Raw genomic sequence first — 15,019 nt, forward strand, 5'->3', positions numbered from 1 at the left:
TTATTGAACGGTTTTCTCCACGCCTTTATTATATCATACACAAAAGAAAGGGGGGAACGCGCATTCCTCTCCCACTTACTCCCTTTGGTCGTTGAAGTGGGAGTCTCCTGCGCGAAATAGGATGAAATTTCACCATAAGCTTGATCGCATCGCGCGAAGCAAGTCGCGACGGTGGTGAAACATGTGCTTTCGAGAACCCCCTTGTTCCATCGCCCCCTATTCAGTCACCGACTTTTTTCAACGGCTTCATGTTTAGCAGGATGGCGATTTAAGGGGAAATGCTGTTCTCCAACAGTGTTTCTCAAATGGAAAAACCTTGCAACACCATAGCGTCATTCCTTGCGATTTCTCACAAACTGAGCGAATCCGTTGTTTTTCACCAGCCTTTTAGGCGGAGTGCGAAACGCGCTCATGGAGGTTTTGGCTGGAAAGAAAACTGTCATATATACTTGTCCGAGCCCATAACTATAGTAACGAACCGAAGCCAACGCAGGCATTCATTCGCGATGTCCGCTTGTGCTTGGAAAATGCATATTGGGGGCTCGGCTATGGTGAAACGACTGAAACCGGTGATGGCGCTCGCTCTCTCGCTGTTTGTCGCCATCCTCGTCATTCCGACGGCGCTCGTTCTTCCATTTTATGACGGGAAGGTGGCCAAATTGGCCGAACAACTGCACAAGCAAGAACAAGTCCAACGGTCGCAGGCAGCCGAAGGACCGTCCATCGACGTGGCGGTCTATCGAAGCAAAGAACAACGCGTCGAACATATTCCCCTCGAGCAATACGTCATCGGCGTCGTTGCGGCGGAAATGCCGGCCGAATTTGAACTCGAGGCATTAAAGGCGCAAGCGTTGACGGCAAGAACGTACATCGTGAAGCAATTGCTCGCCAACCAGCCGTTTCGCCTGCCAAAAGGAGCGAATGTGACCGACACGGTGGCTCATCAAGTCTATTACAGCGATGACGAACTGCGAAAACTATGGGGCAGCGACTACGATTGGAAAATGAAAAAAGTGACAAAAGCGGTGATGGACACGCAAGGGCAAATTTTGACATACAACAATGAGCCGATCGAGGCGCTGTTTTTTTCGACAAGCAACGGCTATACGGAAAATTCGGAAGCCTATTGGCAAAGCGATTTTCCGTATTTAAAAAGCGTCGCCAGCCCATGGGACAAACAATCCCCGAAGTTTTACCAGCGAAAAACGATGCCAGTGGCGGAATTCGAGCGAAGACTGGGGGTCGAACTGCCCGCTGACGGCTCAGTCGGCGTCATTGTATCGCGCACTCCCGGCCGACGCGTCGGCGAAGTGAAGATTGGCGGCAAGACGTTTACGGGCCGCGATGTGCGCGAACGGCTCGGATTGCCGTCGAGTGATTTCACCTGGGTGCGCAACGGAGATGACATCATCATTACGACGAAAGGCTACGGCCATGGCGTCGGCATGAGCCAATACGGAGCCAACTTTATGGCCAAAGAAGGGAAAACGTACGCTGACATCGTCAAATATTATTACCGCGGCGTTCATATTTCGTCGGCGACGGCGTTTTTAAACAAATTGACCGCGAAAAATGGATGAACCGGGGTTCTGCCGCCCCGGTTTTCTGTCAAATGTTCGGGGCAAACGGCAGGGAGACGCCCCTCGCCATGCGCCCCTCATTTTTTTGCATAAAATCTAGTCGAATGTCAAAAAATAAGTGAAAAAATTATTTTCTATGTGTATATCTTTTCCTCTTTCTGTTCAAAATGGTTGCTGAGGTGATGAACATGAGAGAGGAACAAAAACAATCGTCGCTGAAGCGTCTGTTCCGCAAACGTTGGGTATTTCCGGCGATCTATTTATCGTCTGCCGCATTAATCGTCGCTGGTGCGCTTTGGTTCCAATTGGGCAAAGAGGAGAATACGGGCAGAGACAACGTGGCGAAAAACGGCACCGCCCAGCAAGAAAATCCGGCTGTTCCGGTCAATGAAACGGTCGAAACGATTGCGATGCCGGTGCTTGATCCAAATGTGGTGCAAGTGAAAACGCCATTCTACGATGACAAAGCATCGGAAGCAGAACAGGAAGCAGCCCTCGTCTTTTATGATCATACGTACCACCCGAACCAAGGCATCGATCTTGTGCGCCAAGACGGCAAAACGTTTGATGTCACCGCTTCCTTAAGCGGCACGGTGACGAAAGCGGAAAAAGACCCGATTTTGGGATATGTTGTCGAAATCAATCATGAACAAGGGGTCACGACCGTCTATCAATCGCTCGCTGATGTGAAAGTCGAAGCCGGCGACACGGTGAAACAAGGTGAAGTGATCGGCAAGGCAGGGCAAAGCGAATTCAACAAAGAAGCCGGCATCCACGTCCACTTTGAAATTCGCAAAGACGGCCGGGCGGTCAACCCGATCGACTATGTCGACAAACCGTTGACGGCTTTGACTGACAAAGCGGAAGACAAAACGGGAACCGATCGCGCCGCCACGAGCAAAGAAAAAGAATTGATGCCAAGTGACGAAACAGCGCCGACAGACGAAAACCCAGCGAATGAACAACCATCGGCTGACGACCATTCGACGACGCCAAGCGACAACAATCAAGACGAAAACAACGACGCTTCATCCTACAAAACGCCAGACGCCTCGATCGGCATGGCAAGAGCGTAATCGACAAGGCGTCGAGCAAGAGGAAACGAAAAACGCGACGAAAAGGCCTGTCCGTTTGCCAAGACAAGACAAGCGGGCGGGTCTTTTTGCTTTGCCGCTTCTAAAGTCAGACGTGGGAAAAACGGCAGCCAAAAAAGCTCTTCACCATAAGATAAAAAACGTTTTTCATGATAGGTGCCCAAAAAGTCATGGCTATTTTTTGTTCGATCGGGAGGGACGATGTTATGTTTGTGTCTAAAAGTTCAGTACATCTTTCGGTGATGAACCGCCAAAAATTATGATTTGAATATTCTTTCATTTTTTGGGAACAAGGATGGAAATAACCCCCTCTTTCCTTTAAAATAAATGAAAACGGAAACAGTTTCGTTTGTGAAACGTTTTATTCTTCACTTAACGAAAGAAAGGGGATCGTGGCCATGGACTACCTATACCACCCATACCCATCGCAGCGAGTGACGGTGTTCGCCAAAAACGGCGTTGTTGCGACATCGCAGCCGCTCGCGGCGCAGGCGGGGCTTGAGGTGTTGAAAAAAGGCGGCAATGCCATCGATGCGGCGATCGCTGCGGCTGCTTGCTTAACGGTTGTCGAACCGACGTCGAACGGCATCGGCGGCGATGCGTTCGCTCTCGTCTGGACGAATGGGAAACTGTACGGGCTGAATGCGAGCGGCTATGCGCCAAAAGCGATCTCGATCGAAGCGTTGAAAGAGCGCGGCTATACGGAGATGCCGAAGTACGGTTTTGCCCCGGTGACCGTGCCGGGCGCGCCGGCGGCGTGGGCGGCGCTGGCGAAGCGCTTCGGCCGCCTGCCGCTTGCCGAAACGCTCGCTCCGGCGATCGCCTATGCGGAAAACGGCTACCCAGTATCGCCGGTGCTGGGCAAATACTGGGCGAACGCTTATCGGGTGTACAAAGAAGCGCTGAACGCGCCGGAGTTCGCCTCGTGGTTTGCGACGTTTGCGCCGGGCGGCCGCGCGCCGAAGATCGGGGAAGTGTGGGCGTCTCCGGACCATGCGGCGACGCTCCGCTCCATTGCCGAAACGGAGGCGGAAAGCTTTTACCGCGGCGAGCTGGCGGAAAAAATCGCCGCCTTCTCGAAGCAATACGGCGGCTTTTTGGCGGCGGACGACCTCGCCGAGTACGAACCGGAATGGGTCGAGCCGATCTCCGTCTCCTACCGTGGCTATGAAGTGTGGGAAATTCCGCCGAACGGGCAGGGACTTGTCGCGTTGATGGCGCTCAACATCATGAGCGGGTTTGACGTGCCAAGCGTCCCGGATGTCGAGACGCACCACCGGCAAATCGAGGCGATGAAGCTGGCCTTTGCCGATGGCAAAGCGTACATCGCCGACCGCCGTTATATGAGCTGCAGCCCAGACGAGCTGTTGTCGGGGTCGTTTGCCGCGATGCGCCGGGCGCAAATCGGCGCAGAGGCGCTCACGCCGGAGCCGGGGACGCCGCCCAAAGGCGGCACGGTCTATTTGGCCGCCGCCGACGGCGAAGGGAATATGGTGTCCTATATTCAAAGCAATTACATGGGTTTCGGCTCCGGCCTCGTCGTCCCAGGCACGGGCATCGCCCTGCACAACCGCGGCCATAACTTTGTCTTCGATGAACACCATCCGAACGGGTTGGCGCCGCGGAAAAAGCCGTACCATACGATCATCCCCGGCTTTTTGACCAAAGGCGGCACGCCGGTCGGCCCGTTCGGCGTCATGGGTGGATTTATGCAGCCGCAAGGGCATTTGCAAGTGATCATGAACACCATCGATTTTGACTTAAACCCGCAAGCGGCGCTCGATGCTCCCCGCTGGCAGTGGATGGAAGGAAAAACGGTGCTCGTCGAGCCGCACTTCCCGCGCCATATCGCCGAAGCGCTCGCACGCAAAGGGCATGACATTCGCTTTGCCTTAGACGGAGGTCCGTTCGGCCGCGGACAAATCATTTGGCGCGATCCTGACACCGGCGTGCTTGCCGCCGGGACGGAGCCGCGCACGGACGGGGCGGTCGCCGCTTGGTGAGACTCACGATAAAGGGATGACTTCGATGAACCAGTGGCATTTGTTTCTCGCTTTTTTCCGCGTCGGCATGCTTGGATATGGGGGCGGCCCGTCTTCGATCCCGCTTGTGCGCGCTGAAGTGGTGGCGAAATACCGCTGGATGGCGGATGAAGAATTCGCTGAAATTCTGGCCATCGCCAATGCTTTGCCCGGCCCGATCGCCACGAAGCTTGCCGGCTATATCGGCTACCGTGTCGGCGGCGCGCTCGGTTTAGTGAACGCCGTGTTGGCGACGACGGCCCCGACGGTCGTGTTGATGATCGTGCTGTTGGCCGCCTTATCCTCGTTTAAAGACACACCATGGGTCGCTGGGATGACCAAAGCGGTCGTGCCGGTCGTGGCCGTCATGCTTGCCGAGATGACGTGGCAGTTCGCCAAACAGGCGCGCGCCGCCCTCGGCTGGCGGCCGGCCGCCCTGCTCCTTCTTGCCTGCTTTTTGGCCTTGCAGTGGCTCGGCCTTCATCCGGCGCTTGTGGTCGCAGTGTTGCTTGCGGCCGCGTTTGTCGGCCGAAGCAAGCCGAAGGCGGTGGATAGAGACAAAGGCGGAGAAAGGAGGGCGTCGTCATGATCTACTGGCAGCTGTTTCTCGCCTTTTTTTGGCCCGGCATTCTCGGCTACGGCGGCGGCCCGGCTTCCATCCCACTCATCGAGCACGAGGTCGTTGACCGCTACGGCTGGATGACGGTCAACGAATTCAGCGAGGTGCTGGCGCTTGGCAACTCTCTTCCCGGCCCCATTGCGACGAAAATGGCAGGTTATATCGGATACGAACAAGCCGGCGTCCTTGGCGCTGCCATCGGAGTGTTTGCCAGCGTCGCTCCGTCGCTCGTTTTGCTGTTGGCGCTGCTTGGGCTCTTGTACAAATGGAAAGACGCGCCGCAAGTGAAGCGGCTCACCGCCTACATCCGCCCAGCGATCGCCGTGATGCTCGGGATTATGGCGATCGACCTTTTCCGCGAATCGTACGAAGGGGCCGGGCTCGGCCAAACGGCGTTTCTCACCGCCGCGAGCGCTTTTTTGCTGCTGGGCAAATGGCGCATCCACCCAGCGTACGTCATCGTCTTGGCGCTTGTGTATGGGGCTTTCTTTTTGTCGTAATGCAGGGAAAATCTTTTCGGCGCTGCAACGGGATGCTTCATCCATGGGTGAGCATCCCTCTTTTTGTGGCAGTGCGGGCAAGAAAGAACATCGATGCAGAAATTCCTGTTGGAAAAGGCCGCAAAAAGCGCTCGGGACAGGAGCGTTTTCCTAATTTAGACGCCGGATGGCGAGCGCGGCAACAGCCGCGAAGGCAAACCGGCAGCGCCTTCACTCGACCGTAAATGTCGCCTTCGCCCGCGCGTTCGGCCAGTTTGGATCAGCGAGCCACCACTCAAGCGTATACGTCCCCGGTTCTAGGTCGCGGAACGTTTCCTGAAACGACAGCTCTTCCCCCTGTTTTAACGGCCGTTCCTCATAAATTTGCGCAAACATCTTCCCTTCGCTGAACTGCTTCATCTTTTGTCCATCGCGGTATAAAACGTAGTCATACTTTTTCGAGCTCGTAAACGTCACCGTTTGCACGCGTTCGGTTTGGTTTTTCACCGTGAAGGTAAACACGTATGCCCCGTTTTGTTTTTCATATGTCAGCGATGGCTCAAGCGTCCCGGCGATGATGCCTTTTCCGCCCGCGGGCGCCGGTTTGCCTGATGGCGCTGGGGCAAGCAAATCGTCTTTCGCTTGCGGCCGTTCGTCAGCATTGACATGCACGAGCAGTGCGCTCGCTGCCGCTACCCCTGCTAACGCCGCGGCGATGCCGATCACTTTTCCTTTGCCCATGTCGGTGCCTCCTTTTTACCTCTTTATAATATAGTCGTTTCCCATTTCGCTCTCGTTACAAACCGCAAAAAAATTGTGAAAAAACCGTTGTCCGCCTTGATATTTCTGGTATATATGCCCGATTTGTCTAATAAAATGTTACAAATTGAACAGCAATGAGAGTGGTTGAGGTGGGGATCGTTCACAACCGGCAAGCGACGCGATGAAGACGCTTCTAAGACATCCAACGAAAGCGGCGCCCATCATTGGCAAGACGAGTCTCATTTCACACTTCTCACTTCTCACATCCAACCTAGGGAGGGCGAGTGGTGTGCACGATTACATCAAAGAGCGTACGATCAAGATTGGCAAGTATATCGTGGAGACAAGGAAAACCGTTCGCGTCATTGCGAAAGAATTTGGCGTATCCAAAAGCACCGTGCATAAAGACTTGACCGAGCGGCTGCCGGAAATCAACCCGGAACTGGCCCAAGAAGTCAAACAAATTCTCGATTACCATAAATCGATCCGCCATTTGCGCGGCGGGGAAGCAACGAAGAAAAAGTATAAAAAGCAGACGGTGAAAAACAACTGACTTTTTCCTTGCCATCTGCCGTTTGCAGTATCATTCCGGGAGGCAAATATGGTAGAATAAACAATTAGGAATGATTTTAGGGCAGAGGCAAGGAGGAGCATGTATGTTCTCACGAGATATCGGCATTGACCTAGGCACGGCGAACGTCCTCATTTTCGTCAAAGGCAAAGGCATCGTGCTCAATGAGCCGTCCGTCGTGGCGATCGATAAACACACGAACAAAGTGCTGGCAGTGGGCGAAGAAGCACGACGAATGGTCGGACGTACTCCTGGGAATATTGTTGCCATTCGGCCGCTCAAAGACGGCGTCATCGCGGATTTTGACATTACCGAAGCCATGCTGAAGCATTTCTTAAGCAAGCTCGACCTAAAAGGCTTTTTCGCCAAACCGCGCATTTTGATTTGTTGCCCGACGAACACAACATCCGTGGAACGGAAAGCGATCAAAGAGGCAGCGGAAAAAAGCGGCGGCAAAAAAGTGTACTTGGAGGAAGAGCCGAAAGTCGCAGCCATTGGCGCCGGAATGGACATTTTTCAGCCGTGCGGAAACATGGTCGTTGATATTGGCGGTGGCACGACTGACGTCGCGGTTCTCTCGATGGGAGACATCGTCACCGCCTCTTCCATTAAAATGGCCGGGGACAAGTTTGATATGGAGATTTTAAACTACATCAAGCGCGAATATAAGCTGCTCATTGGGGAGCGAACGGCCGAGGAAATCAAGATTAAGGTCGCAACGGTATTCCCAGGCGCACGGTCCGAAGAAATCGACGTCCGCGGCCGCGATCTCGTCACCGGACTGCCGCGCACGATCACCGTTCGATCGGAGGAGATCGAACGGGCGCTTCGCGAGCCGGTGTCGTTGATTGTACAAGCCGCCAAAAGCGTGCTCGAGCGCACCCCGCCGGAATTGTCGGCGGATATTATCGACCGCGGCGTCATTTTAACGGGTGGCGGTGCATTGCTTCATGGCATCGATTTATTGCTGTCAGAAGAGCTGAAGCTTCCGGTGTTCGTCGCGGAGAATCCGATGGACTGCGTCGCTCTTGGCACCGGGATTATGCTGGAAAACATCGATCGGGCGCCAAAATCGCAATTGATTTAAAAAGCCGTCATGCCCTTTGGCCAAGAGATGGTTCATCTGGATCAACCTTATAGAGTCAACCTTTTGCGTCATTCAGGCGCAGACCGCTTTGGAAGGACGTTTTTCTCATGGCTTGATCAAAATGGATACAACCGCCGCCGGGACAAGCGAGGCGGGCAAAAAAGGAATGGCGGGGGATGCCGCGGCTGCCCTTGCCCGCTTATAATGAAAGATGGAATGGAAAGGAGCGGAGCGGCAGGGCAACGCGCCGCCCGCTTGACCATAGGGAACACCCCATCCGCCGCTGCCCAAAGAGCGGCCGCGGCTTTTTCTGATCGATCGGACAAGCGAGGTGCTGGTCATGTTGAGAGGGTTGTACACCGCCGCGAGCGGCATGTTGGCGCAAGAGCGGCGCGTGGATTGGTTGACGAACAATTTGGCGAACGCCGAAACGCCGGGATACAAAGCCGATGCGGCCGCGATGAGAGCGTTTCCGGAACTGTTGATGAGCCGCCTCGAGGATCAACCGATCCCGACCGCCTCAAGGCGCGCCATCCCGACGCAAACCGTCATTGGGCCGCTCGTTACGGGCGTCTATATGCAAGAACTCATCCCGAACTTCCGCCAAGGGGATGTGAAAGAAACCGGCTTGGCGACCGATATCGCCCTTGTGGACGGACAAGTCCCCGTCGACCGGGCGAGCGGCCAGCGAGGCGCGCTGTTTTTTGCCGTCGCCAACGGTCAAGGGGAGGTCCGCTACACAAGAAACGGTCATTTCGCCTTGAGCCCGGACGGCTACTTGACGACGCAAGAGGGCTGGTATGTGCTTGATGCCAATGGCGAGCGCATTCCGCTCTCAAGCGAGCGGTTTGCCGTCCGCGACGATGGAACGATCATCGATGAGAATGGGACGGCCACCCGTCTCGGCGTTGCATTCGCCGCCAATCCGCAAACGTTGGTCAAGGAAGGAAACGGCTTATTCCGCAGCACGACAGGGCCGTTGCCGCAGGCGCCCGGCAATGTGACGTATACGGTGAAACAGCGTTTTCTCGAGCGGTCGAACGTCGACATTGAGCGGACGATGACCGATTTGCTCGCTGCCTACCGCGCATTTGAAGCAAACCAAAAAATCGTCCAAGCGTACGACCGCAGCTTGGACAAGGCCGTCAACGAAGTCGGCCGCCTGAAATGATGAAAGGGGGACAAGCCCGTGCTCCGTTCGATGCTCACCGCCGCCAACACGATGAATGCCTTGCAACAGCGGCTCGATACGATCAGCCATAACATCGCCAACAGCAACACCGTCGGCTTTAAACGGCGCGAAGCGAGCTTTGCCGAGCTCTTGACCCAACAAATCGACCGCCTGCCGAACGACGAAGCGCCCCGGCAAACGCCAGCGGGCGTGCGCTACGGCAACGGGGCGCGTCTCGCTTCGACGATGCTCATCACCAAGCAAGGTGCGCTGGTGGAAACCGGCCGCCGCCTGGATTTTGCCTTGACGGACGAAAACCAATGGTTCCGCGTCCGTCTGGCCGATCAAAACGGTGCGGAAACGATCGGCTACACCCGCGCCGGCAACTTTTCGCTTGCGCCCATGAACGGCCAGCTTGCTTTGACGACAAGCGACGGCCTGTTTGTGCTTGATGAAAGGAACGCGCCGATTGTGCTTCCCGCCGATGCGCATGACGTACAGATGTCCCCGACTGGGACGTTGACGGCAACCAATACCGACGGCCGCGTTGTCGCCCGCGTCAATTTGGGCGTCACCATGATCCGCCGTCCGCAGCTTCTGGAAGCCCGCGGCGGCAATGTCTATGCGCTTCCCAACGTCCCAGGCGCGGCCGAAGAACTGAACGGCAGCTTGCGCGGCCAAATCAGCGTCAAGCAAGGCGCGCTCGAACAAGCGAACGTCGACCTTGGCGAGGAAATGGTCGGCCTGATGGCGACAAGCCGAGCGTATCAGCTCAACGCCCGCGCCGTTTCCATCTCCGAACAAATGCTCGGGCTGATTAACGGCATGCGCTCCTCATAAGGAGGATCGCGATGAGTGACGAGAGGCATCAAGAACCTATGCGCTCGCCGTCTTCCCGGATGGCGAGGCGGAAAGGCCGAGTAAGAAAGAGCCCGCTGACTCCCGCCGAACCGGAAGCCAAAGCCCTTCTGCCGGAAGGGGAAGCGGCCGCGCCGCGCCGGTTCGTCCGCACCCGGCTCATCCCGATCTGGCTTCGGCTGATCATCGTGATCGTCTTGATGGCCGCAAGCCTCGCCGCCGGCGCGGTCGTCGGCTACAGCGCCATCGGCGATGGGAAGCCGCTCGATGTATTCCGCCCGTCCACGTGGAAGCACATCATCGATATCGTCGAGAAAGGAACGGATCGCGGCTGATGAAGCCGCCAAACGAGAGAAAGGAGTTTGTCCATGCTTGACATCCAGCAAATCCAGTCCATCATCCCGCACCGCTATCCGTTTTTGCTTGTCGACCGCATTCTGGAAATCGAAGAAGGCAAGCGCGCCGTCGGCATCAAAAACGTGAGCGCCAACGAATCATTTTTCGCCGGCCACTTCCCTGAATACCCGGTCATGCCTGGCGTGTTGATCGTCGAAGCGCTCGCCCAAGTCGGCGCCGTCGTCCTCCTGCAGAGCGAGGAAAACCAGGGCCGCCTCGCCTTCTTCGCCGGCATCGACAACTGCCGTTTTAAAAAGCAAGTCAAGCCGGGCGACCAGCTCCGCTTGGAAGTCGAAATCCTCCGCGCCCGCGGCGCCATCGGCAAAGGCAAAGGCATCGCCACCGTCGACGGCGAGCTTGTCTGCGAAACGGAGTTGATGTTCGCTCTTGGCGACAAACGAGCTGACTGAACAAAACGCGTTCCTTCGGGGAGCGCGTTTTTTTGTCGGCTGCGCTATATAGCGTGCGAATGAAAAGTTTCTTTCTGGGAAAGATAAACAAGGACCGGCCTTACATAAGGTCACCACAACCAATAGAAAGGAGCAGATAGGATGAAGAAAAAAGCGTTGCTGATCCGGCTGTTCAGCGCCCTTGTCGCCCTCTTTTTAGCGGCTGGATGCAATATGAACCGCGACAACAACAATCCTCCGCCGCCAAACAACCAAAACGATGTCAACGACCAAGACATGAACCCGGCTGATGACATCAACCAAAACGATAACGTCGACAACGACAAAGACAATGACGGCATCCCGGACAACCGCGATACCGATTTGAACGACAACCAAAACAATCAACTCCCGCCGGGAGACGACACGAACAACGGACCGGGCGACGATGAGCGCGATACGGTTCCGGACCGCGAAGACCCGATTGAAGATCCGCGGGATGCAAATGACAAAGACAATAAAGACGAATAGCGCAAACAAAGGCTGCCTGTCGGGCGGCCTTTTCATTTGGCCAAAATTAGTACCGATTTCGGCTAGATATGTCTGTTGATATCCGCTATAATGGGGATGTCCATCGATTGTCGAAAAATGCGGACAGGAGAATCATAGGGGGGGACACAATGGAAGAAACAATCAGCCTGCGCGAGCTGTTCGATACATTGCGCAAACGGCTTTGGCTCATCGTCCTGATCACCGCGCTTGCTACCGTTGTAAGCGGTGTGGTCAGCTACTTTATATTGACGCCGATTTACGAGGCGTCGACGCAAATTCTCGTCAACCAGGCGAAATCCGAGCAGCAGCTCTACAACTTCAACGAAATCCAAACGAACGTGCAGCTCATTAACACGTACAGCGTCATCATTAAAAGCCCGACGATTTTGGAAAAAGTGAAAGACGAGCTCCACCTTGACCGGACGCTTGACGAACTGAACGAACAAATTCAAGTCTCAAGCGAAAAAGACTCACAAGTGTTCTCTGTCACCGTCCAAGACCCAGATCCAGCTATGGCGGCCAAGATCGCCAACAAAACGGCGGAAGTGTTCAAAAACGAAATCGTCAAAATCATGAACATCGACAACGTCACCATTCTCTCGAAAGCGGAAGTGAAAGAACATCAAGCCCCGGTCAAGCCGAAGCCGCTTCTCAATATGGCCATCGCCTTCGTCGTCGGCCTCATGACTGGCGTCGGACTTGCCTTCCTGCTTGAGTATTTGGACAACACGATCAAAACGGAAGAAGACGTCGAAAAACATCTCGGCCTGCCGGTGCTCGGCGCGGTCAGTTTAATCACGGCGGAAGGCGGCCAAAAAGCGAGACGCGAATCCGCCATTCCACAAACAAGAGGTGAAACCATTGGCTCGTAAACCAGCAACATCGATCCGCAAAGCGGAGCGGAGACTGATCACGGTCGACAACCCAAAATCCCCCATCGCGGAGCAATACCGAACGATCCGAACGAATATCCAATTTTCATTCATTGATGCGCCGCTCCGCTCCCTAATTGTCACGTCAACCGGCCCTGGCGAGGGAAAATCGACCACCGCGGCGAACTTGGCTGTCGTCTTCGCTCAACAAGGGAAAAAGACATTGCTCATTGATGCCGACTTGCGCAAGCCGACCGTCCATTACACGTTCCGCTTAAACAACTACAAGGGATTGACCAACGTCTTGACGGGCTCGGCGCCGCTTTTGCCGACGTGTCAAGCGACCGAAATCGACCACTTATCAATCTTAACGTCTGGCCCGATTCCGCCGAACCCTGCCGAGCTCCTCAGCTCGAACGCGATGGCGCAATGCCTCGAACAGTTGTATGAGACGTTTGATCTTGTCATCTTCGATACCCCGCCCGTCCTCGCCGTGACGGATGCACAAATTTTAGCCAACCAATGCGACGGCACGGTGCTGGTCATCGAAAGCGGCGGCACCGAAATCGAAGCGGCGGTCAAGGCGAAAGAACTGCTCGAAGCGGCCAACGCCAAACTGCTCGGCGTTGTCTTGAACAAGCGGAAGCACCGTGACGGCGGGTACTATTACTACTATCAATACAAGTAACCACAAACGGCTTCCCGACCGCGGGAAGCCGTTCTGATAGAGAAAAGGGGAGAGAACCGTTGAGAAACTTCGTCTTCATCCTTTTGCTCACCGCCGCTTGCCTTGCCTTTCTGATCACCGGTCACTTGTACTGGGAGCGAAAAATCGAAGCCACGGTGCAAGCGGCGCGGGCGAAAGTCGAAACATCCGCCAAGCAAGAAACGGAGACGAGCCAAACGGAAGTGATCCTCGCCCGCGCCAAGCAGCTGCCAGCGGCCGCGCAAGCTGCCATCAAGCGGGCGGTGGAGGAACACCGTCCGATCCGCCTCGTCATCGCCGGCTCCGAATCAACGCCAGAGAACGGCGGCTGGCCTGAGCGGTTGAAACAAGCGCTCGATGACGCCTACGGGAAAGGCGTGTTTCACATCACCGTCCACGAATACGACGGCTTGACCACCGCCGACGCCGACCGACAGCGCATCGCCGCCGACTGGGCCAAGGACAAGCCGGATCTTGTCCTGCTTGAACCGTTTTTGTTAAACGACAACGGTGTCGTGACGATCGACGACACTCTTGCCCATATCAAATCGATCATCGACGAGCTCAAATCGGCGGCCCCGAATGCGGTCGTGATCTTGCAGCCGCCGAACCCGATTTACAACGCGACCTACTACCCGCGCCAAGTCGAGCAGCTTGAAGCGTTCGCGAAAGAGAACGGCTATCCTTACCTCAACCATTGGCACGCCTGGCCTGACGATCAAAGCGAAGAGCTGAACCGCTACGTCGACCCGCAAACCGACTTGCCGACCGAGGAAGGAGCCGCGCTTTGGGCCGATGCGCTCGCCAAGCGCTTCATCGCCCAATGAAAACGCGCACCTCTTAAGGTGCGCGTCTCATTTACTTCGCCGCCGTCGCTTTCAGCTCCAGATGCTCTTTCAACTCATTCGAAATCGCCAGCCGTTCGCTCTCTGGCACGATCAAGTAATAAATGCCATTGATTTTCGTCCCTTGTCCCGTAATATGCAGCTGCTTAATGTGCTTGCGGGCGTCTTTGTAATTCGCTTGAATTTCTTTCATTTCCTCAAACGTCAAGTTCGTTTTCACGTTTTTCCCGATCGCTGCGAGCACATCGCTGTAATTCGTGAGCGACGAGAAGCTGGCGCCTTTCTCAATAATCGCTTGAATGATCTGCTTTTGCCGGTCCTGGCGCCCGAAATCGCCGCGCGGGTCCTCTTTCCGCATGCGGGAGTATTTCAGCGCCTCGTCCCCGTTCAACGTAATCTCGCCTTTCGGGAAGTGCGTTCCTTCATACGTAAACGCGAACGGGTTGTTCACCGTCACTCCGCCGACCGCATCGACGATGTCGCGGAAGCTTTCCATGTTGACCTTAATGTAGTAGTCAATGGGAATATCTAAAAAGTGTTCCACCGTCGCCATCGTCATCTCCACTCCGCCAAAGGCGTACGAGTGGTTGATTTTATCTTTCGTCCCTTTTCCGATAATCTCCGTTCTCGTATCGCGCGGCACGCTCACCATGTCAATCGACTGCTTGTTTGGATTCACCGTCATGACGATGAGCGTATCGGCGCGTCCTTTATCCCCTTTCCGTTCATCGACGCCGATCAACAAAATGGAAATCGGCGTCTTCCGTTCAAACGAAACGTTTTCTTTCCGCTTCTCCGACTTCCAGTTGACGTTCTCGTGCATTTGGTTCGCCGTCTGTTTCACATGATGATAAATGGAATAGGCGAATATTCCTGCTCCAGCGAATAACACGACGAGCAATCCCGTCACCCAGCGGAGCCATGTTTTCTTCTTTTTTCGACGTTCTGCTCTCATGGGCACTCTTCCTTTTCCATTCAGAAATTTTCGTGCATACCATTTCGATTATAGACCGTTTT

At 55.1% G+C, this 15,019-nt stretch carries 17 protein-coding genes; 15 read left to right on the forward strand and 2 right to left on the reverse strand.

Annotation, left to right across the window (positions count from 1 at the left end):
* Positions 1 to 548: 548 nt before the first annotated feature.
* The 5 genes from spoIID to ACVBDQ_RS13105 all read left to right on the forward strand — a co-directional run bounded on the left by spoIID (position 549) and on the right by ACVBDQ_RS13105 (position 5,814).
* Positions 549 to 1,580 (forward strand): stage II sporulation protein D, encoded by a 1,032-nt coding sequence (gene spoIID / locus ACVBDQ_RS13085; protein ID WP_011232807.1) that lies wholly within the window; start codon positions 549 to 551, stop codon positions 1,578 to 1,580.
* A gap of 188 nt (positions 1,581 to 1,768) precedes the next feature.
* Positions 1,769 to 2,656: a M23 family metallopeptidase gene (locus ACVBDQ_RS13090; protein ID WP_021321921.1), complete on the forward strand. Its 888-nt coding sequence runs from the start codon at positions 1,769 to 1,771 to the stop codon at positions 2,654 to 2,656.
* A 416-nt stretch (positions 2,657 to 3,072) separates the two neighbouring features.
* A complete protein-coding gene (locus ACVBDQ_RS13095; RefSeq protein ID WP_446663257.1) occupies positions 3,073 to 4,677 on the forward strand; it encodes a gamma-glutamyltransferase family protein in 1,605 nt (534 codons plus the stop codon).
* A gap of 25 nt (positions 4,678 to 4,702) precedes the next feature.
* Entirely contained in the window at positions 4,703 to 5,284 is a 582-nt protein-coding gene (locus ACVBDQ_RS13100; RefSeq protein ID WP_011232804.1) for a chromate transporter, read from the forward strand.
* Entirely contained in the window at positions 5,281 to 5,814 is a 534-nt protein-coding gene (locus ACVBDQ_RS13105; RefSeq protein ID WP_011232803.1) for a chromate transporter, read from the forward strand. The genes ACVBDQ_RS13100 and ACVBDQ_RS13105 overlap by 4 nt, the downstream gene beginning before the upstream one ends.
* Positions 5,815 to 6,024: 210 nt before the next feature.
* Here the strand turns inward: ACVBDQ_RS13105 and ACVBDQ_RS13110 are convergent, their stop codons facing one another.
* Positions 6,025 to 6,534 carry a BsuPI-related putative proteinase inhibitor gene (locus tag ACVBDQ_RS13110; protein WP_011232802.1) on the reverse strand — a complete coding sequence of 170 codons (510 nt, stop codon included), beginning with the start codon at positions 6,532 to 6,534 and terminating at the stop codon, positions 6,025 to 6,027.
* 310 nt (positions 6,535 to 6,844) lie between these two features.
* Between ACVBDQ_RS13110 and spoIIID the strand changes: the two genes are divergently transcribed.
* The 10 genes from spoIIID (at position 6,845) to ACVBDQ_RS13160 (ending at position 13,984) form a co-directional block, all read left to right on the forward strand.
* Complete coding sequence (gene spoIIID, locus ACVBDQ_RS13115; protein WP_011232801.1) at positions 6,845 to 7,108, forward strand: sporulation transcriptional regulator SpoIIID; 264 nt, start codon at positions 6,845 to 6,847, stop codon at positions 7,106 to 7,108.
* A 103-nt stretch (positions 7,109 to 7,211) separates the two neighbouring features.
* The gene (mreB, locus tag ACVBDQ_RS13120; protein WP_011232800.1) at positions 7,212 to 8,213 is read left to right on the forward strand and encodes a rod shape-determining protein; all 1,002 of its coding nucleotides are present in this window, start codon (positions 7,212 to 7,214) and stop codon (positions 8,211 to 8,213) included.
* A gap of 340 nt (positions 8,214 to 8,553) precedes the next feature.
* Complete coding sequence (locus tag ACVBDQ_RS13125) at positions 8,554 to 9,384, forward strand: flagellar hook-basal body protein (protein WP_434411333.1); 831 nt, start codon at positions 8,554 to 8,556, stop codon at positions 9,382 to 9,384.
* Between the two features lie 18 nt (positions 9,385 to 9,402).
* Positions 9,403 to 10,224, forward strand: coding sequence for a flagellar hook-basal body protein (locus ACVBDQ_RS13130; RefSeq protein ID WP_033026599.1), 822 nt, complete (start codon positions 9,403 to 9,405; stop codon positions 10,222 to 10,224).
* A gap of 11 nt (positions 10,225 to 10,235) precedes the next feature.
* Positions 10,236 to 10,577 (forward strand): DNA-directed RNA polymerase subunit beta, encoded by a 342-nt coding sequence (locus tag ACVBDQ_RS13135; RefSeq protein ID WP_023633277.1) that lies wholly within the window; start codon positions 10,236 to 10,238, stop codon positions 10,575 to 10,577.
* A 33-nt stretch (positions 10,578 to 10,610) separates the two neighbouring features.
* Positions 10,611 to 11,048 carry a 3-hydroxyacyl-ACP dehydratase FabZ gene (gene fabZ, locus ACVBDQ_RS13140; RefSeq protein ID WP_023633276.1) on the forward strand — a complete coding sequence of 146 codons (438 nt, stop codon included), beginning with the start codon at positions 10,611 to 10,613 and terminating at the stop codon, positions 11,046 to 11,048.
* A 141-nt stretch (positions 11,049 to 11,189) separates the two neighbouring features.
* Positions 11,190 to 11,558 (forward strand): hypothetical protein, encoded by a 369-nt coding sequence (locus tag ACVBDQ_RS13145; protein WP_144329654.1) that lies wholly within the window; start codon positions 11,190 to 11,192, stop codon positions 11,556 to 11,558.
* Between the two features lie 149 nt (positions 11,559 to 11,707).
* Positions 11,708 to 12,451, forward strand: coding sequence for a YveK family protein (locus ACVBDQ_RS13150; RefSeq protein ID WP_013146583.1), 744 nt, complete (start codon positions 11,708 to 11,710; stop codon positions 12,449 to 12,451).
* Complete coding sequence (locus ACVBDQ_RS13155; protein WP_014196934.1) at positions 12,441 to 13,139, forward strand: CpsD/CapB family tyrosine-protein kinase; 699 nt, start codon at positions 12,441 to 12,443, stop codon at positions 13,137 to 13,139. Before ACVBDQ_RS13150 ends, ACVBDQ_RS13155 begins: the two co-directional genes overlap by 11 nt.
* 59 nt (positions 13,140 to 13,198) lie before the next feature.
* The gene (locus tag ACVBDQ_RS13160) at positions 13,199 to 13,984 is read left to right on the forward strand and encodes an SGNH/GDSL hydrolase family protein (RefSeq protein WP_014196933.1); all 786 of its coding nucleotides are present in this window, start codon (positions 13,199 to 13,201) and stop codon (positions 13,982 to 13,984) included.
* 31 nt (positions 13,985 to 14,015) lie between these two features.
* Here the strand turns inward: ACVBDQ_RS13160 and tagU are convergent, their stop codons facing one another.
* Positions 14,016 to 14,957 (reverse strand): polyisoprenyl-teichoic acid--peptidoglycan teichoic acid transferase TagU, encoded by a 942-nt coding sequence (gene tagU, locus ACVBDQ_RS13165; protein ID WP_033026594.1) that lies wholly within the window; start codon positions 14,955 to 14,957, stop codon positions 14,016 to 14,018.
* Positions 14,958 to 15,019: the final 62 nt, after the last annotated feature.

The sequence above is a fragment of the Geobacillus sp. CCR genome, assembly GCF_052906625.1.